This window comes from Streptomyces sp. MZ04, from assembly GCF_004684775.1.
In the GTDB taxonomy this organism is placed as follows: Bacteria; Actinomycetota; Actinomycetes; order Streptomycetales; family Streptomycetaceae; genus Streptomyces.
The window spans coordinates 1-18,348 of record NZ_SRIC01000089.1; the positions used below are offsets into that span (position 1 = coordinate 1).

Consider the following 18,348-nt stretch of genomic DNA (forward strand, 5'->3'; position numbering starts at 1 on the left):
CCGCCCACCCCTCCGCACCCGACGCACCCGGCACACCCGACGCGACCGAACCCGAGGCCACATCATGATGCTGCGTTACGCACTGCAGACAGTCCGCGCCCGCAAGGGTGGATTCCTCGGCGCCTTCCTCGCGTTGATGTGCGCCGCCGCGCTCATCACGGCCTGCGGCACCCTCCTGGAGACGGGCCTGCGGGGCACCGTCCGGACCGAGCGATATGCCGCGGCCCCCGTGATCGTCTCCGCCGACCAGAACGTCCACCAGACCACGGTCAAGCACAAGAAGGGCAAGACCAAGGTCAAGCACAAGGCCAAGCCGATAGCCGAACGGGCCTGGCTGTCGGACGACATCGCACGCAGGCTCCAGGGAGTGACGGGTGTCAGGGAAGTCGTTCCTGAACTCACCTTCCTCGCCCAGCCGTTGACGCGAACGTCAGGCGACCTCTCCGGCCCGGCGGCCGACCTCTCCGACAAGCCCGCGTACGGTCACGCCTGGGAGTCGGCAGCGCTCACTCCGTTCCGTCTCGTCGAGGGCAAGGCCCCCCACGCCGCCGACGACCTCGTCATCGACCGCGACCTCGCCGACCGCGCCCGCCTCGCGCCGGGAGACCGGCTCACCGTCCAGTCGACGCAGGCGCCGCGCACCTACCGGATCACCGGAGTCGCGGCCCCCGCCCAAGGCGCGCTCGCCCACCAGACGTCGCTCTTCTTCTCCGCAGGTGAGGCCGAGCGGCTCGCCGCCCACCCCGGACAGGTCACCGCCTTCGGCGTCGTACCCGCCAAGGGCACCGACACGGGAGACCTCAAGGCGGCGGTCACCCACGCGCTCAGCGGAACGAAGGCGCAGGTCAGCGCCGGAGACGATCGCGGTCCCGTCGAGTTCCTCGACGCGGCGAGCGCCCGCGTCAAGCTGGTCAGCATGGGCGGTGCGATGGGCGGCACCTCCCTCCTCGTAGCCATCCTCGTGGTCGTCGGCACCTTCGCCCTCTCCGTGCAGCAGCGCCACCGCGAACTCGCCCTGCTCCGCGCCATCGCCGCCACCCCGAAGCAGATCCGGCGGCTCCTCGGCCGCGAGGCCCTGATCGTCGGCGCGGCCGCCGGCACCCTCGGCTCGCTCGCCGGAATCCCGCTCGGCGCCTGGCTGCACGGCCGGTTCGTAGACCTGGGCGCTGTCCCCGCCACTCTGGAGCGCTCCGTGAGCGTCTTCCCGCCCATGACGGCCGTGGCCGCGACGCTCCTCGGGGCCTGGGCAGCCGCCCGCGCCTCGGCCCGCCGCATCGCCGGGATCCGCCCGGCGCAGGCCCTCGCCGAAGCGCGCGTCGAGCGCTCCGGACTCCCGTGGAGCCGCGTCATCGCGGGGCTCATGCTGCTCGCCGGGGGAGCCGTGCTGGTCGCCCTGCTCAGCGTCCTGCGCACCGAGCCCGCGTCGACTCCCGTGACATTCCTGGCCGTTGTGGTCCTCGCCTCCGCCATCGCGCTCCTCGGCCCGCTCCTGGTCAAGGCAGCGGCCGCCCTGCTCCGCGGACCCCTGCGGCTCTCCGGTCCCGGCGGCCGCCTCGCGCACGCCAACCTCCGGGGCAACGCAGCCCGGATGGCGGCCGCCGTCACCCCGCTCGCCCTCCTCACCGGCATGACCTGCACCGTCCTGTTCGTCCAGCCCACGCTCGGCGACGCCGCCCGCGCGCAGGCCCGCGAAGGCATCCGCGCCGACTGGGTGCTTGCGGCACAGGGCCCCGGCGTCCCGGCCCAGGCCGCGCAGAAGCTACGTACGACCGAAGGCGTCGCCGCGGCCACCGAGGTCGTCCGCACCACCGTGCGCGTAGGCCTCGACAAGTACCCGGCGCAGGGCGTCAGCACGGCCGGTCTCACCCGCACCTGGGACCCCGACGTCACCGCCGGATCGCTGGAGGGCTTCGGCAAGGGAAGCGTCGCCGTCAGTGAACTGGCAGCGGATCAGCTCGACTTGAAGCCCGGCAGCACCCTGAAGCTCACGCTCGGCGACGGCACGAAGACCGGGCTGGAGGTCGGTGCCGTCTACGCGCGCGGGCTCGGGTTCGGAGATCTGACCATGGCGCACGACCTGGTCGCCCGCCACGTCGACAACCCGCTCGCCGCCACGGTCCTGATCAAGAGCGACCGTACACAGGAACAACTCGCGGCAGACGTCCAGAAGTTCCCGGGCGTGCGGGTCCTCGCACCCGCCGAGGCCGACAACCTCCAGGCCGAACGCCAGCAGGCGAACGCCGAGGTGAACTACCTCGCCATGGGCCTCGTCCTGGCCTTCACCGCGATCGCCGTGGTCAACACCCTCGCCATGTCGGTCTCCGAACGCGTCCGCGAGTTCGCGATGCTGCGCCTCGCCGGCGCGAGCCGCCGCCAGGTCCTGCGCATGCTGCGCACCGAAGCACTGTCCGTGCTGCTCATCGGCACGGCCCTCGGCAGCGGTATCGCGCTCGCCGTCCTGACGGCCTTCAGCGTCGGCATGACGGGCAGCGCGGCGCCCTCGGTCGCTCCCTTGGTGTACGTCTCCGTGGTGGCCCTCGCGGCGCTGCTCGCCCTCGCCGCGACCGCGCTCCCCGGCCGCGCCGCCCTGAAGCCACGCCCCGTCACGGTGGCCACGGCCAAGGAGTGAGCGTCACCGCTCGACGGGAAGCCCGGCGGCCTTCCACGCCTGGAACCCGCCGATGAGGTCGGTGGCGTGCCGAAGCCCCAACTGCCGCAAGGAGACGGCCGCCAGGCTCGAGGCGTAGCCCTCGTTGCAGATCACCACGACCCGCAGGTCGTGACCGACGGCCTGCGGGGCGCGGTGGCTGCCCTGCGGGTCCAGGCGCCATTCCAGCTCATTGCGTTCGACGACGAGGGCGCCGGGGATCAGTCCGTCGCGGTCACGCAGGGCCGCGTACCGGATGTCGACAAGAAGTCCCCCGTCGGCAGCCGTGTCGTGTGCCTGCCGCGGAGTGACCCGGTCGAGGTCGAGCCGTACGCGCTCCAGCAACTCGTCGATACCTACGGGGGGTTCGCCCACGGTCCGCTGCTCGCCGAGATCGCCCGCGCGAGGCACGGCGGGGTGCCCGCTCACTGCCAGTCCTCGGGACGCTCGACGGACTCCAGGCGGAGCACCGGGCCGGTGCGGCTGTAGCGGCGGATGCGCGGCAGCGGCGGGTAGTAGGCGTGTACGGAGACGGCGTGCTCGGTGGTGGACTCGTTCAGGACCTCGTGCACATGGTTCTGGCCGAAGGCCCTGCCCTTGCCCGCCGCCAACTCCCGTTCGCGGTCCACCCCTTCGGTCAGCTCCAGGGTCTTCCAGCCGTCGGTGGGCAGCCGCGCGGCGAGCGAGTTCTCCTTGAGGATGCCCGCCGCGGTGAGGAAGGCGCCGACCGATTCGGCGTGGTCGTGCCAGCCGGTGCCGGTGCCCGGCGGCCAGCCGATCAGCCAGGCCTCGCTGCCGCCAGGACCTTCGAGCCGGACCCAGGTGCGGCCTTCGGGGTCGAGCGGCAAGGAGGCGATGAGTTCGGGGTCGGCGGCGCTACGACGTACGAAATCGAGCAGTTCGGCGGCGGTGGGCGCGGACGCCGGCGCGGGCGCGTGCGTGGCGGAGACAGAGGCAGACACAAGTACCGTCCTGGAAGTTCGCGGAAGCGCGCACCAAAAGAAGCACCAAAAGAAGGGGCGCGCGGGGGAGGAAAGCGAATTCAGCAGGACGGACGACACACGCAGCCGGCATAGCGGACGAGGTCCATATGGACCCTCCGCCACAGGCGCAGATCGGTGTCGGTCACGTTTCGGAGTAGACCATGACGCTGCGTGCCGGTCAACTCCGGCTCACTGTGTGGTCGGCCGGCTCGCGGCGGCCGTGCTCTGCGTCTTCTCCGCCTTCTCCGTAGTGCCCGTTTCGCGTGCCCGCTGCTTCGGAACCACCCCGCCGAGCGCCGTCTCGGCCGCCGTGTACAACTCGGCGGGGCGCACTCCGCTCAGCGCGGTGACCAGGTGGCCGTCGGGGCGGATGAGCAGCACCGAGTGCGCGGCGGCTCCCGGGTAGCTCTCCGCGACGAGCAGCTCCGCGGGGTGCGGCAGCGCGGTCACGGCGGCGGCGAGCCGGGGCATGATCCCGGCCGTCACCCAGTGCCGCCGCTCCCACACCACCGTGCCCGGCGCGACCAGGACCACGAGCAGCTGCCCGAGGCCGAGCCGGTCCCGCAGCCGCACGAAGGACCCGTCGGGCGCCGTCACCCGCACATCGGTGACCGGGGCGCCCGGCTCGGTGCCGACCGCCACTGCGGACTCCGAGGGCGCGGGCGCCAGCGGTGACTCCGCGTACGATCCGGGCGCGCCGAGCGGGCCGCGTCCCACGTGGCCGTCCGTGAGGAGCGTGTCGTGCCCGCGCGCCGTCCCCGGAACGTACGAGCGCAGCCCTCCGCCGCCGCGCAGTATCGGCAGCGACTGGTCGGCCGCGCGCAGGCGGGCGGCGACACTGGCCCGCCGCTCGGCCTGGTAGCTGTCGAGCAGGGAATCGCGCGCGCCGTGGTGCCAGGCGACCGCCAGCTTCCAGGCGAGGTTGTCCGCGTCCCGCAACCCTTCGTCGAGCCCCTGCGTGCCGAGCGCGCCGAGCAGGTGTGCGGCGTCGCCCGCGAGGAAGGCGCGGCCGATCCGCCACCGGCGGGCCAGGCGGTGGTGGACGGTGTGCACGCCCGTGTCGAGCAGTTCGTACGGAGGTGTGGAGCCCCCGCACCAGCCCGCGAGGGTCTCCCGGACGCGCGCCACGAGCGCGTCCGGAGTCACCAGGTCGCCGCGTGGCGGCAGCAGCCAGTCGAGCCGCCATACCCCGCCGGCGAGCGGACGGCCCGTCACCTCGGCGCCTCCGCCGCGCCACGGAGGCATCCGATGCAACAACGCCTCACCGGGTCCGGGAAGTTCCGTGCGCAGCGCCGCTACGGCGTGTCGCTCGACGGCCGTACGTCCCGGGAAGCGGATGTCGAGCAGCTTGCGCACCGTCGAGCGCGGCCCGTCGCAGCCCACCAGGTAACTGCCGCGCCACCAGGTGTCCTTGGGCCCGCGCGTGTGAGCGGTGAGCCCGCCAGCGTCCTGCTCCAGGGAGTCGAGCTTGCTCTCCACGGCGATCTTGACGAGCCGCTCGTCGGCGATGGCGGCGCGCAGGGCCCCGGTCAGCACATGCTGCGGCACATGCAGCGGGGGCGGTGTCTGATCACTGAACGTGAGCTCGCGCATGAGCTGCTTGCGGCGCAGCGACCGCCAGCCGGTCCACCGCGCGCCCGTCTCCATGTCACCGAACGAGTGACCGGCGAGCCGCTCCATGAGGGCCGCGGTGTCCTCCCGCAGGACGACGGTCCGCGCGGGCCGCTGCTCGTCCTTGCCGGGCCCTTCGTCGAGCACGACGGTGGGTACGGAGTGCCGCGCGAGAGCCAGGGCGAGCGTGAGCCCCACGGGCCCCGCGCCGACAACGATCACCGGGTCCACGGTGCACGACCTCCCGCCGCAAGGGCCCGGGAGCGCTGGACGTACGTACAAGAACTGGCAGTTGGAGCCCGGTGCACGATCACAGAACGTATGCAACCCATTGCGGGTGCTTGCGTCAAGTGACGACGTTGTGCGGGGACGGCTCAAACGATGGAGCGGCGGTACTGCGCCGTCTCCGGTCAGGCTCGCTCCCCGAGGCATATGGTCAACGAGCCTCCTGGACCGAACTACGCGGCTGCAGAGGCTTGCCAAGCGATTCGGGCGGCGTGGAGCCGACTCGCTGCATCAAGTTTCATGCAGATTGATCGGACATGCCCTTTCACCGTCTCGGAGCTTATTCCGAGGAGAGTTGCCACTTCCTTGTTGGGTAGTGCCTCTGCGATGAGGTCCAGCACCTGACGCTCTCGAGTGCTGAGCTGCCCGAGCTTCTCGCGAGCTTCTCTGGTGCTATTGGAGAAATGATTCGGTTTTGAGTACTCGTTAAATACATGGTCTGCGATCTCAGGAGAGAGGGCGCGACTGCCCTTGTGTATGGCGTCCACGGCCCAGGCGAGATGTCGAGCTGCGGTCTCTTGGAGCAGGATTCCGAACGCGCCCAGGGTGAGCAGTTTTCGAACCTCGCTCTTACGTATCAGTTGGGTGATCACGAGAATCTTGGGAGGATCGTCGAGTCGCTTGGTGCGTTCGATGACTTCAAAGGACTCGCCCGCAGTTACGGTGCCGGCCACGATGATATCTGCGCGTGCAGATCCTCGCATTGGCAGAGGCTGGTTGAGTGCCCCCTGCGCTGTGATGTGAACGTCGAATTGAGAAGACAAAATTGCGGCCAAGCTGGCCCGAAAGAACTCGTTATTACTGACAATCGCTACCTGGATCATCATTAAACCTCCGGCTCCCCGAGATTCCGAAGTGTCGCCATTGCTTGGTCAGAGCGAAAGGCTTGGCGGCAACATTGCCGAGGTTGACCTGTGTTCGTCAAGCTACTCACGGTGATGGCGCTGCGATTTGAGCTTCTATTGAGGGAGGTGCGGGGGTGTCCGATCGCCTCGAGCGTCGTTTTGCCCTGAAAGGCCGTCATGATCGGATTGCGGCGGGATTGGTGTCGAGGCGGGCGTGGTGGTGTCGGTTGCTGCGCTGGGGCAGAGGCCCCCAGCGTGGCGTCGCTGCCCTTGCTGGTGCGGCTGCCTTGGTTTTCGTGCCGTCGGCGGTGGGGGTAGCTGCTCCTGCGGTGGCGCAGGAGCGCGGAGGGGTGAGTGCCACCGGAAGATGTGGCTCTCCGGAAATCAAGGTCAGCTATCCCGGGCGTCACCCCAAGATCTACTTCAAGTCCCCTTCGGGATGCAGCCGTGGCCGCCATGTTCTCGCTCTGGGGGCAGCTGTCTGGTGTGATGGACGGCAGGTGGTGAAGATCCAGGGCGGTAGCGTTATTGGTAGGACGCCAATCAAGACTCCCACCAAGAAGCTTCCCACGAAGGCGAACTGCAAGCGCCTGCAGGCCACTGCTCACATTAGGTATGTGCAGGCGGACTTCGATGACGACTGGGCATGGAAATGGGGAAACTTTCCTGCCTGACTGCCGGGCTAGTTTTTCTTTTTAGATCAGATTTATGCAGTGAGCCTGATCTGGTGAATCCACTCGGAGGGAAATCAGTGCGTTACTCGAAGGTTGCCTTGCGCCGCGGCTTGGCGGCTTCCGGCGTATCTCTGCTCGTGTGCCTCGGCGCGACAACTGTACCTGCACACGCGGACGGGCCGACGGAAATATATCGTGGCACAGTAAAGGGCAACGTTGATATTCTGGGTGGTGGTCACACCTGGAAATGCAAGGATAAGCAATACATCAGTACCAGCCTGAGGAATACTCGAAAGCACAGTATTCGCGTTACGTACAAGGGCTGCAAGGAGTGGAGGGTTCGGGCCGCGGTCAGGTACCCCGGTTCCGGTGGCCCCGACACGGACGAGCAGACGGTCAAGGGATGCAACAAGACGGCATGGCTGACTGTGATGGGGAGTAAGCGCTCGGAAGTTACTCTGGGTATCAAGATCTACCCGTCCGGGGACTACCAGAGCAAGGAAATACGTCCACGCTGAGCGTGGCGACCACACACATCACGGAGGCAGCGGCGTTCACGCCGCTGCCTCCGTGATGTGTGTCCGTATGATCGGTGGTCGCTAGAGGCCGCCGCCGGCATCTCCGGCGTCGCCCTGGATCTTCTTGGGGCCGACCGTCTCCAGGTTGTCGAGCGCACCGGCGCCCACAACGGCGCCGGTGCTCTTCTTGGCCCGGCGCAGTCGCTTCTCGAGCCAGCTTGCGAAAGTCGTGAGCGCGAAGTTGATGGCCACGAAGATCACCGCGACGACGGTGAAGCTCGCGATCGTGTTCGCGCCGTACGCCGCACTCATCGGCCGGACTGATGCCAACAGTTCCGAGAAGGTGAGCATCGCGCCGCCGAGCGCGGTGTCCTTCACGATGACCACCAGCTGGCTGACGATCGCGGGCAGCATCGCAGTGACCGACTGCGGTAGCAGGACGGACCGCATCGTCTGTCCCTTGCGCAGGCCAATCGCCATCGCGGCCTCGGACTGCCCCTTGGGCAGGGACAGAATGCCCGCTCGCACAATCTCCGCGAGAACTGATGCGTTATAGAGCACCAAGCCGGTGACGACGGCATAGAGCGGACGGTCGTCTGAGCTGACGTCGGTGAACTCGGAGTACGCCGCATCGGCGAACAGCATCAGGATCAGCACCGGGATCGCGCGGAAGAGCTCCACGACGGTGCCGGCCGGTAGCCGCACCCAACTGTGGTCGGAGAGCCTCGAAATGCCGAAGACGGCGCCCAAGGGAAGAGCGATCAGCATGGCGAATGACGCCGCTGTGAGGGTGTTCTCAAGCCCCGGCCAGATGTACGTCTCCCAGGCGCGGGTGTCTGTGAAGAAGGGCTTCCATTTCACCCAGTCGAGCTGATGCTTCTCATCCAGCTTGGAGTACACCCAATAGGCCACGGCAACGAACGCGGCCAGGAACACGATCGAATACAGGATGTTCCGCCGCTTGGCGCGAGGGCCCGGAGCGTCGTACAGAACGGAAGTCATCGCTTCACCGCCACCTTCTTGCTCACCCAGCCGAGGAGTAGACCGGTGGGAAGGGTGAGGCACATGAATCCGAACGCGAAGATGGCCGCGATCAGAAGCAGCTGAGCTTCGTTCTCGATCATCTCCTTCATCAGGAGTGCGGCTTCGGATACACCGATCGCCGCGGCGACCGTCGTGTTCTTGGTCAGGGCGATCAGCACGTTCGCCAGTGGCGCCACGACCGCGCGGAATGCCTGCGGAAGGATGACGAGACCCAGCACCTGAGTGAAGCTGAGGCCGAGCGCACGTGCTGCCTCAGCCTGGCCGACGGGCACAGTGTTGATTCCGGACCGCAGCGCCTCACAGACGAAGGCGGACGTGTACAGGGTCAACCCCAGCACAGCGAGCCTGAAGTTGATCGTCTCGAACTCTTCCGCACCCATATTGATGCTCAGGGTCTGGAAGAGCCCCAGGGATGTGAAGACGATGATGACCGTCAGTGGGATATTTCGTACCACGTTCACGTACGCGGTACCGAAACCTCGCATGAGCGGCACCGGGCTGACTCGCATACCGGCCAGCATTGTTCCCCATATGAGGGAGCCGACGGCGGAGAGCGCGGTGAGCTTCACCGTCACCCAGAAGGCCGCCAGCAAGTCGTAATCTTCAAGAAAGTCGAACACGATCTCCCGCGCTTCCGCGTGTGGGGAGGGCACGGCGCGCTGCCCTGACGGACAGCGCGCCAATCAAGCCCTGCTTCACTTGACGATGTCGCCGATCTTCGGGGCGGGCTCGTACTTGTAGTTGGCCGGACCGAAGTTGGCCTTCACGGCCTTCTCCCAGGAACCGTCCTTGACCATCTTGGTCAGCGCGGCGTCGACCTTCTTCTTGAGGTCGGCGTCGCCCTTCTTGAGGCCGATGCCGTAGTTCTCATTGGTCATCTTGAAGCCGGCAAGCTTGAACTTGCCCTGGAACTCCTTCTGTGCGGCGTAGCCCGCGAGGATGGAGTCGTCCGTCGTCAGCGCGTCAATGGCCTTGTTCTCGACGCCAGTCAGGCACTCCGAGTAGCCGCCGTACTCCTGCAGCTGGGCCTTGGGGGCCAAGTCCTTCTTGATGTTCTGCGCCGACGTCGAGCCGGTCACGGAACACAGCTTCTTGTTGTTCAGATCCTTCGGCGACTTGATGGACTTGTCGTCGGCGCGGACCAGGATGTCCTGGTGGGCGAGCAGGTAGGGGCCGGCGAAGTCGACCTTCTCCTTGCGCTCGTCGTTGATCGAGTAGGACGCCGCGATGAAGTCGACGTCACCACGCGAGATCATGTTCTCGCGCTCAGCGCTCTTGGCTTCTTTCCACTCGATGTCGTCGGCCTTGTAGCCGAGCTCCTTGGCGACGTACGTCGCGACGTCGACGTCGAAACCTTCGTAGTTGCCGTCCGGGGTCTTCTGACCGATACCCGGCTGGTCGAACTTGATGCCGATGGTGATCTTCTTGCCACCGCCGGAACCCTTGTCGTCCTTGTCGTCCGAGCCACAAGCGGTGGCGGTGACGGAGAGGGCGAGCACGACGGCGGCCGCCGCGGTGACCTTACGAACCTTCATGGTGAACATCCTTTGTGTCGGCAGAAGAGATTGAGACGCAGAGGGCTCGACGCGTGATGCGTCCAGCGCGTCAGTGGTGAAGGATCTTCGACAGGAAGTCCTTGGCCCGGTCACTGCGCGGGTTGCTGAAGAACTGGTCCGGCACGGCCTCTTCGACGATCCGGCCGTCCGCCATGAAGACGACGCGGTTGGCCGCGGACCGGGCGAAGCCCATCTCGTGCGTGACCACGACCATGGTCATGCCGTCACGCGCGAGTTGCTGCATGACCTCGAGGACCTCGTTGATCATCTCCGGGTCGAGCGCCGACGTGGGCTCGTCGAAGAGCATCACCTTCGGGTCCATCGCCAACGCGCGTGCGATAGCGACGCGTTGCTGCTGGCCACCCGAGAGCTGCGCCGGGTACTTGTCGGCCTGCGAGGCGACACCCACGCGGTCCAGGAGACCGCGTGCCTTTGTCTCAGCTTCCGCCTTGGACGTCTTGCGCACCTTGATCTGGCCCAGCATCACGTTCTCGAGCACGGTCTTGTGCGCGAAAAGGTTGAAGGACTGGAAGACCATGCCCACGTCCGCACGGAGACGGGCGAGCTCCTTGCCCTCCTGGGGCAGCGGCTTGCCGTCGATCGAGATCTCTCCCGACTCGACCGTCTCCAGGCGGTTGATGGCGCGGCACAGTGTCGACTTGCCCGACCCGGAGGGGCCGATCACGACGACGACCTCACCGCGGGTGATGGTCAGGTCGATGTCCTGGAGGACGTGCAGAGCGCCGAAGTGCTTGTTGACGTTCTTCAGCACGACCAGGTCGTCCGCCCCGGGCGGTATGGCGTCCTTGGTCACCGATGCTTCGGTCACGGCTTGTTGCTCCATCCTCCTCGGTTGGGAGGACAGTAATAACCCGGTGCGACCAGCGTCATTACATCTGAGGGGAAATTGAGCATAACGATCCGGCCGCAACCGGACACACCGCGTGAAGGGGACGCCCTGCGTAGCTCTGCGTGCGTACCGGCTGCATAACGGAACGTGCCCGTAACCCGAACCCTCTTGACGCCGCCCTTATCCATCGGCGTGGATGCCTTGGTGCGTACGCACGCGCGCGTACCGGTCATCGGCAAGCGCGAACGGAACGACCGATGAACCGGAGGGGGCCCGCATGAGACTGCTCCTCGTAGAGGACGACGATCACGTGGCCGCGGCCCTGTCCGCGGTCCTGGCCCGGCACGGCTTCGATGTCGTGCACGCGCGCAGCGGCGAGGAGGCCCTACAGGCCCTGCTGCCCGGCAAAACGGCGCCCTTCGGAGTCGTGCTGCTCGACCTGGGGCTGCCCGACCAGGACGGCTACGAGGTCTGCGGCAAGATCCGCAAGCGCGGGTCGACGCCCGTGATCATGGTGACGGCGCGTGCCGACGTACGCTCCCGGATCCATGGCCTGAATCTCGGGGCCGATGACTACGTAGTGAAGCCGTACGACACCGGGGAGCTGATCGCCCGCATCCACGCGGTCATCCGGCGCCCCCCGCCCGGCGACGCCGCGGGCCCCGCCGACAGCGAACTGCGCCTCGGCCCCGTACACATCGAACTGCCCACCCGCCAGGTCAGCGTGGACGGTTCGACCGTCCAACTGACCCGCAAGGAGTTCGACTTGCTGGCGCTCCTCGCCCAGCGGCCCGGTGTGGTGTTCCGCAGGGAGCAGATCATCAGCGAGGTGTGGCGCACCAGCTGGGAGGGGACGGGGCGCACCCTCGAGGTGCATGTGGCGTCCCTGCGTTCCAAGTTGCACATGCCGGCCCTGATCGAGACCGTACGGGGCGTGGGCTACCGCCTCGTCGCGCCGGCCGCGTAGCGCGTAGCGAGCTCAGGTGCGCACTCGCCTTCTGCCGCTGCTCATCGTCCTCATGGCGGGAGTGCTCCTCGCGCTGGGCTTCCCGCTCGCGGTGAGTGTCGCCGCGGCGCAGCAGCAGAAGGTGGTCGTCGACCGGATCGACGACACGGCCAGATTCGCGTCGCTCGCGCAGTTCGTCACGAAACGTCCCACGGGCGCGCGCGTCCGCGACAAGGACGAGCGGCGTGCGACCCTCCAGACCGAACTCGACTACTACCACGAGGTGTACGGCATCCGGGCGGGCGTCTTCTTCCGGGACGGGCAGCCCATGGCGCACTCGCCCGGCGACTGGTTCCTGCCCCCGCGCGGACAGGAACGGGAGGCCTTCGAGGAGGCCCTCAGGTCCCGCGGCAGCCACGATCCGCGCCAGGTGTGGCCCTGGCAGCGCGGCCGGCTCGTCGTCGCCTCTCCGGTGATCAGGGACGGTGACGTCATCGCCGTCGTCGTCACCGACTCGCCCACGGGGCACATGCGCTCGAAGACCCTGCAGGGGTGGCTGCTCATCGGCGCGGGCGAGTCGGCGGCGATGCTGCTGGCCGTGGGCGCCGCACTGCGGCTCACCGGCTGGGTGCTGCGCCCCGTGCGGGTCCTGGACGCGACCACGCACGACATCGCGACCGGGCGCCTGAAGTCGCGGGTCGCGGCCGCGGGCGGGCCGCCGGAACTCAGGCGCCTGGCCCGGTCGTTCAACGAGATGGCGGACAACGTCCAGGACGTGCTGGAGCAACAGCGCGCCTTCGTCGCCGACGCCTCGCACCAACTGCGCAACCCGCTCTCCGCCCTGCTCCTGCGCATCGAACTGCTCGCCCTCGAACTGCCCGAGGGGAACGAGGAGATCGCCTCCGTGCGCACCGAGGGCAAGCGCCTCGCCCAGGTCCTCGACGACCTGCTCGGCCTGGCGCTCGCCGAGCACGCCGACGCCGACCTGTGCCTCACCGACATCGGCGAGCTCGCGGCCGAGCGGGTCGGGGCCTGGCGGCCGCTCGCCGAGCAGCGCGGGGTGCGGCTCACGGGGGAGTGCCCCGCGACCACCGGCTGGGCCGATCCCGTAGCGCTGTCCAGTGCTCTGGACGCGGTGATCGACAACGCCGTGAAGTTCACGCCCGAGGGCGAGGAAGTGCGGGTGGAGGTCTCCAAGAGCGGCACGATGACGACGGTAGTGATCACGGACGGCGGACCCGGCCTCACCGAGGACGAACTCGCCCGCATCGGCGACCGCTTCTGGCGCAGCAACCACCACCAGAACGTGAAGGGCTCGGGCCTCGGCCTCTCCATCTCGCGGGCCCTGCTGGCGGCGGGCGGCGGCTCCATCGCGTACGAGAGTCATGAACCGCACGGGCTGCGGGTGACCGTCGGTGTCCCGCGCAGCGAGTCGGCCTCCAGCGCTTGAGCGGCAGGGCTTGACCGACCCCTGGTAGCGGCGCGCGCACGACGGCGTTCAGCTCCGGTTCAGCCCAGGGGGGCCACAATCAGAACATGCGGGTACTGGTCGTCGAGGACGAGGAGCGCTTCGCGGACGGGCTGCGCATCGGCCTGGAGGCCGAGGGTTTCGCCGTCGATGTCGCGCTGGACGGCACGGACGGCCTGTGGCGGGCGCGCGAGAACCCGTATGACGCCATCGTCCTGGACATCATGCTGCCGGGTCTGAACGGCTACCGCGTCTGCGCGGCCCTGCGCGCCGAGGGCAACTGGACCCCCATCCTGATGCTCACCGCCAAGGAGGGCGAATGGGACGAGGTCGAGGGCCTCGACACGGGCGCCGACGACTACCTGACGAAGCCCTTCTCGTACGCCGTGCTGCTGGCCCGGCTGCGCGCCCTGCTGCGCCGCGACCTCCGTGAGCGGCCCGCGGCGCTCACGGCCGGTGATCTGCGGCTCGATCCGGCGGTCAAGGAGGTCACCCGCGGGGCGGTGCGGGTCGAACTGACCGCCCGGGAGTTCGCGCTCCTTGAGTTCCTGCTGCGCAGGCGCGGTGAGACCGTGTCCAAGCGGGAGATCCTCGCCCATGTCTGGGACGACGACTTCGAAGGCGACCCGAACATCGTCGAGGTCTACGTCAGCCATCTGCGCACCAAACTCGACCGGCCGTTCGGAAGAGCGGCCATCGAGACCGTGCGCGGCTGCGGATACCGGCTGGCCTCCGATGGTGGGTAGACAGGGGGTCCGGGTCCGGTCGACCGCGGCAGCCGTCCTCGTCGTCGCGGTGGGGCTGATCGCGGGTGCCGTGGCGCTGGTGGCGCTGTTGCAGGCGGAGCTCACCGACGACGTACGGCAGGCTGCACGCGCGCGTGCCGATCAGGTCGCCACCGTCATCGAGTCCGGGCGCGGTGTGCCGTCCCTCGCGGTGGCCGAGCGCGACGAGCAGTTCATCCAGGTCCTCGACGCCTCCGGGGCGGTGGTGGCCGCCAGCGAGAACGTGGCGGAACTGCCCGCCCTCGTGAGCCCGGACAAGGGCGGCGAGAGCCGGATCAGCACCCCGCTGGACGAGGACGAGTTCCTGGTGGTGGCGGTCGCCGCCGATGGGCCCGACGGCAAGCAGACCGTGCTGGTCGGGCGGGCGCTGATCGCGGTCGCCGAGTCGACGCAGATCGTCACCAGGCTGCTCCTCGTGGGACTGCCGCTGCTGCTGATCATGGCCGCTGCGGCCACCTGGATGGCTGTCGGGCGGGCGCTCGCGCCGGTCGCGGCGATGCGCGTCGAGGTCGAGGAGATCTCCTCCGCGCAGCTGCACCGCCGCGTGCCGCTGCCGCACGGCCGCGACGAGATCTCCGCGCTCGCCGCCACCATGAACCGCATGCTGGACCGCCTCGAGAGGGCCCAGACGGCACAGCGGCGGTTCATCTCGGACGCCTCCCACGAACTGCGTTCTCCTGTCGCCTCCATCCGGCAGCACGCTGAGGTCGCGCTCAGGTATCCCGGCCGGACCGATCAGGAGCAGCTCGCGGCGACCGTCCTCGCGGAGGATCTGCGTATCCAGCGGCTGGTCGACGATCTTCTGCTGCTGGCCCGCGCCGACGAGGACGCGCTGAGCCCGCGCCTCCAGCCGGTCGACGTCGACGACCTGGTGCTCGACGAGGCACGGCGGTTGCGCTCGGCGAGCACGGGGCTGCGGATCAGTACGGCCGGAGTGTCGGCGGCACGTCTCGACGCGGACGAGCAGGGCCTGCGGCGGGTGCTGCGCAACCTCGGTGACAACGCGGCCCGGCACGCCCGCTCCCAGGTGGCTTTCGACCTGGCGGCCCGGGCGGACGGCCTGATCGTCCTCGGGGTCGAGGACGACGGCCCCGGAGTGCCCGCCGCCGAGCGCGAGCGGGTCTTCGAGCGGTTCGTGCGGCTCGACGACGCCCGTTCCCGCTCCGTGGCGGACGGCGGTGGCAGCGGCCTCGGGCTCGCGATCGTGGCGGACCTGGTGGCGGTGCACGGTGGCGCGGTGACGGTGTCGCGTGGGGAGCTCGGCGGGGCCCGGTTCGAGGTCTCGTTCCCTGCCGGATCCGCCTCCTGAAGGCCCTTTCAGTTTCGTTCAGGGTCCGTTCAGCGTCCTCCTGCCACGGTCGTCGTACGAGACGTGGAGGTGCGCCATGAACAACAGGAATCTCGCGGCGGCTGTGGGAGTGGTGCTGGGCGCGGCGCTGGTGACCAGCGCCTGCGACGCCGGTTCGACGAACAAGAAGGCCGGCCCCGAGTGCGTACAGATCGTGGAGGAGAGCACCGGCAAGAAGACCGGCGAGTGCCTGCCGCTCGCGCCCCGGAAGGACCGCGTCGACCTCGGCAAGCCGGCCTTCTCCCGTCCGGCGTCGATCACCAACCCGCTCCACCCCAGCGCCCAGGTCAAGCAGGTGATCTACGGCGGTCAGGTCGACGGCAAGCCGTTCCGGACCGAGTTCACGCTGCTGCCCGGCACCAAGTCCATCGCCCTCAAGGGGGAGCAGGTGAAGGCGCGCACCATCCAGTACATGGCCCTGTCCGACGGGCGCATCGAGGAGCTCGCGCTCGACTGGTTCGCCCAGGCCGACGACGGCTCCGTCTGGTACCTCGGCGAGGAGGTCTTCAACTACAAGAACGGCGTGGTCGCCGACACCGAAGGCACCTGGCTGGCAGGGAAGACGGGTCCCGCGGCGATGATCATGCCCGCGCGGCCGGGGACCGGCGATGTCTACCGGCCGGAGAACGCTCCGGAGGTCGTCTTCGAGGAAGTCACGGTCAAGGCCACCGGGCAGACCGTCGACGGACCGTACGGACCCGTCAAGGGCGCGATCACGGTGAACGAGCTGCACATGGACGGCTCCCATGAGGACAAGGTCTTCGCCCCCGGCTACGGCGAGTTCTCCACCGGCAGCGCGCACGGCGACCTGGAGGCGGTCTCGCTTGCCGTGCCCACCGACGCGAAGCCGGGGCCGGTGCCGGGCGACCTGACCGCGCTCTCGGGCGCCGCCCGCGCGGCACAGGACGGCCCGACGGACACGACGGCGCGGAAGGCGCGCGCGGCCTGGGATAAGTACGAGGCCTCGGACCGCGTGCCGCGTCTGCTCGACCGGCAGATGGACCGCGACCTGGGCGCCCTCACCAGGGCGGTCGGCGCACACGACGCGGCTGCCACCCGCGGAGCGGCGCTGCGGGTCGCCCAGAACGCACTTGACCTGCGCCTTCGCTACGAACCGCTCTCCTCCGTAGAGGCGGACCGGATGGACCTGTGGGCACGCCAGGTGACGATCGACGCGGCCGCCGGGGACGAGGGCGCGGTCGCGGGGGACGTCACCAGCCTCGAACTCACCTGGGAACGGGCCGGCGCCGGTACTCCGGCCGACAAGGCCGCGCCGATCGACGACGCGCTGCGCGAGCTCCGCGAAGCCGCCGACCACAAGGACACCGCCGCGGCGGCGAAGTCCGCGCCCCGGCTGCTCGCCGCGCTGGGTGACGCGTCGTGAACTGCGCTACGGCTTGACGGACCGGTAGTAGCGGCGTGCGCCCTCGTGCAGGGCGAGCGGGTCCGTGTAGAGCGCCGTCCTCAGGTCCACCAGCTGGGCCGCGTGCACCTGGTCACCGATGTGGTCACGGCTGTCGATCACGGTCCGGGTCAGGCCCTCGGTCAGTTCCGGGTCGGCGCGGTCCGTGGTGACCAGGAGGTTCGCCACGGCCAGGGTCGGCACGGCGGAGTTCTGCTGCGCCTCGGGATAGGCGTCGGCGGGCATCACGGCGGCCCGGTAGTAGCGCGACGCACCGCCCTGATCGTGCAGCTCCTCCACCAGGTCGCCGAGTTTGACGAGACGGATGTCGAACTCCTCGGAGAGTTCAAGAACCGTATTGGTGGGCAGTCCGCCCGACCAGAAGAAGGCGTCGATGTCGCCCTTCTTAAGAAGAGTGGGCGCCTTGTCGATGCCGGCGTCCACCGCCGTCAGATCCTTCTCGGGATCGAGGTCGGCGGCCCTGAGCACCCGGTCCGCTATCAGCCGCACGCCCGAGCGCGGCTGCCCCACCGCCACCCGCTTGTCCCGCAGGTCCGACGCCTTCTCGATGTCCGACGAGCGCCGGACGACGAGCTGGACGTAGTCGTCGTAGAGCCGCGCACAGCCCCGCAGCCGGTCCGCGCCCGGACGGCCCTCCAGCTGGTACTTCTCGACGGCGTCGGCGGCCGCGATGGTGAAATCGGCCTTCCCCGTGGCCACCCGCTCCACGTTCTGCTGCGACCCCTGGCTGTTCAGCAGCTCCACGTCCACCTTGGGCATGTCCTGCGCCACCGCGGTGCGCAGCAGCTTGCCGTACCGCTCGTACACCGCGTTCTTCACGCCCGTACTGAAGGTCATCCGGCCACCAGGAGAGTCGTCGCCCGCCGGGACCAGCCACCACATCAGAAGACCGAAGACCACGAGGGCGGCGGCCGCACCCTGGAGTGCGCGGCGCCGGCTGATGTGGGGGAGTGCCTTGAGCATGCGCGCGATCCTGCCAGCCGACTCGCTCCGGTGACCAGGGGTGAACTCACACGGGCCACCGGACGGCGCCCGCGAGGGGAGGCGTCCGTCACACCGCGCTACGCGAGCAACACCGGCAGCAGAAGACGAGGAGAACAGCGAAATCGCCAGATATTCGTCGACGGTTCCGGCAGGCGCAGACGGCTCCTGAGGTACGCGGTCCTGCTGGTCGCCTGTGCCTGCGCGGGCTGTCTGTTGCTGCTCGCCACCGCGCTGACGGGCGTCCTGCGCCGGCACGCCGGACAGGCGCCCGGGGCGGTCTAGAACGGCCCCACCGCCGGTGTGGCTGTCACGGCGACGAGTGGAGGCATCTCTAAGTGAGCCGGCACGCGCAGCGCCGTGACCCGCGCGTTCACTGGGTGC

General features: G+C 68.7%; 18 protein-coding genes. 8 read left to right on the forward strand and 10 right to left on the reverse strand.

The annotated features are described in order from the left end of the window. Nucleotides 1-64: 64 nt before the first annotated feature. Nucleotides 65-2,629: an FtsX-like permease family protein gene (locus E2651_RS19835; protein ID WP_135332520.1), complete on the forward strand. Its 2,565-nt coding sequence runs from the start codon at nt 65-67 to the stop codon at nt 2,627-2,629. Nucleotides 2,630-2,632: 3 nt separating this feature from the next. Here E2651_RS19835 and E2651_RS19840 read toward each other — a convergent pair whose 3' ends face one another. From E2651_RS19840 to E2651_RS19855, 5 genes are all read right to left on the reverse strand, one after another. Further along, nucleotides 2,633-3,058, reverse strand: a complete 426-nt coding sequence (locus E2651_RS19840) for a rhodanese-like domain-containing protein (RefSeq protein ID WP_209446198.1) — start codon at nt 3,056-3,058, stop codon at nt 2,633-2,635. Between the two features lie 14 nt (nt 3,059-3,072). After that, nucleotides 3,073-3,609 carry a cysteine dioxygenase gene (locus tag E2651_RS19845; protein WP_135332522.1) on the reverse strand — a complete coding sequence of 179 codons (537 nt, stop codon included), beginning with the start codon at nt 3,607-3,609 and terminating at the stop codon, nt 3,073-3,075. Nucleotides 3,610-3,689: 80 nt separating this feature from the next. Further along, nucleotides 3,690-3,776 carry a putative leader peptide gene (locus E2651_RS46160; RefSeq protein WP_348541654.1) on the reverse strand — a complete coding sequence of 29 codons (87 nt, stop codon included), beginning with the start codon at nt 3,774-3,776 and terminating at the stop codon, nt 3,690-3,692. Nucleotides 3,777-3,819: 43 nt separating this feature from the next. Continuing rightward, nucleotides 3,820-5,472 carry an FAD-dependent monooxygenase gene (locus E2651_RS19850; protein WP_135332523.1) on the reverse strand — a complete coding sequence of 551 codons (1,653 nt, stop codon included), beginning with the start codon at nt 5,470-5,472 and terminating at the stop codon, nt 3,820-3,822. Nucleotides 5,473-5,699: 227 nt separating this feature from the next. Next, nucleotides 5,700-6,353 (reverse strand): response regulator transcription factor, encoded by a 654-nt coding sequence (locus E2651_RS19855; RefSeq protein ID WP_135332524.1) that lies wholly within the window; start codon nt 6,351-6,353, stop codon nt 5,700-5,702. A 152-nt stretch (nt 6,354-6,505) separates the two neighbouring features. Here E2651_RS19855 and E2651_RS19860 point away from each other — a divergent pair, with 152 nt between their 5' ends. Further along, complete coding sequence (locus tag E2651_RS19860; RefSeq protein ID WP_135332525.1) at nt 6,506-7,045, forward strand: hypothetical protein; 540 nt, start codon at nt 6,506-6,508, stop codon at nt 7,043-7,045. Between the two features lie 599 nt (nt 7,046-7,644). Here E2651_RS19860 and E2651_RS19865 read toward each other — a convergent pair. The 4 genes from E2651_RS19865 to E2651_RS19880 all read right to left on the reverse strand — a co-directional run bounded on the left by E2651_RS19865 (nt 7,645) and on the right by E2651_RS19880 (nt 10,992). Continuing rightward, nucleotides 7,645-8,565, reverse strand: a complete 921-nt coding sequence (locus E2651_RS19865; protein ID WP_135332526.1) for an amino acid ABC transporter permease — start codon at nt 8,563-8,565, stop codon at nt 7,645-7,647. Further along, nucleotides 8,562-9,227, reverse strand: coding sequence for an amino acid ABC transporter permease (locus tag E2651_RS19870; protein ID WP_135332527.1), 666 nt, complete (start codon nt 9,225-9,227; stop codon nt 8,562-8,564). Before E2651_RS19870 ends, E2651_RS19865 begins: the two co-directional genes overlap by 4 nt. A gap of 75 nt (nt 9,228-9,302) precedes the next feature. Next, nucleotides 9,303-10,142, reverse strand: a complete 840-nt coding sequence (locus E2651_RS19875; protein ID WP_135332528.1) for a glutamate ABC transporter substrate-binding protein — start codon at nt 10,140-10,142, stop codon at nt 9,303-9,305. A gap of 70 nt (nt 10,143-10,212) precedes the next feature. Further along, on the reverse strand, nt 10,213-10,992 hold the full coding sequence (locus E2651_RS19880; protein ID WP_135332529.1) for an amino acid ABC transporter ATP-binding protein: 780 nt from the start codon (nt 10,990-10,992) through the stop codon (nt 10,213-10,215). Between the two features lie 298 nt (nt 10,993-11,290). Between E2651_RS19880 and E2651_RS19885 the strand changes: the two genes are divergently transcribed. From E2651_RS19885 to E2651_RS19905, 5 genes are all read left to right on the forward strand, one after another. Further along, nucleotides 11,291-11,980 carry a response regulator transcription factor gene (locus E2651_RS19885; protein ID WP_135332530.1) on the forward strand — a complete coding sequence of 230 codons (690 nt, stop codon included), beginning with the start codon at nt 11,291-11,293 and terminating at the stop codon, nt 11,978-11,980. 16 nt (nt 11,981-11,996) lie between these two features. After that, nucleotides 11,997-13,409 carry a HAMP domain-containing sensor histidine kinase gene (locus E2651_RS19890; RefSeq protein WP_135332531.1) on the forward strand — a complete coding sequence of 471 codons (1,413 nt, stop codon included), beginning with the start codon at nt 11,997-11,999 and terminating at the stop codon, nt 13,407-13,409. A gap of 86 nt (nt 13,410-13,495) precedes the next feature. Beyond that, nucleotides 13,496-14,173 carry a response regulator transcription factor gene (locus E2651_RS19895; RefSeq protein WP_135332532.1) on the forward strand — a complete coding sequence of 226 codons (678 nt, stop codon included), beginning with the start codon at nt 13,496-13,498 and terminating at the stop codon, nt 14,171-14,173. Continuing rightward, on the forward strand, nt 14,163-15,521 hold the full coding sequence (locus tag E2651_RS19900; protein ID WP_135332533.1) for a HAMP domain-containing sensor histidine kinase: 1,359 nt from the start codon (nt 14,163-14,165) through the stop codon (nt 15,519-15,521). Before E2651_RS19895 ends, E2651_RS19900 begins: the two co-directional genes overlap by 11 nt. 76 nt (nt 15,522-15,597) lie before the next feature. Next, nucleotides 15,598-16,944: a hypothetical protein gene (locus E2651_RS19905; protein ID WP_209446197.1), complete on the forward strand. Its 1,347-nt coding sequence runs from the start codon at nt 15,598-15,600 to the stop codon at nt 16,942-16,944. A 6-nt stretch (nt 16,945-16,950) separates the two neighbouring features. Here the strand turns inward: E2651_RS19905 and E2651_RS19910 are convergent, their stop codons facing one another. Continuing rightward, a complete protein-coding gene (locus E2651_RS19910) occupies nt 16,951-17,946 on the reverse strand; it encodes a TAXI family TRAP transporter solute-binding subunit (protein ID WP_135332534.1) in 996 nt (331 codons plus the stop codon). Nucleotides 17,947-17,976: 30 nt separating this feature from the next. On the opposite strand from E2651_RS19910, the gene E2651_RS19915 reads away from it, so the two are divergent. Further along, entirely contained in the window at nt 17,977-18,249 is a 273-nt protein-coding gene (locus E2651_RS19915) for a hypothetical protein (RefSeq protein WP_135332535.1), read from the forward strand. Nucleotides 18,250-18,348 lie beyond the last annotated feature (99 nt).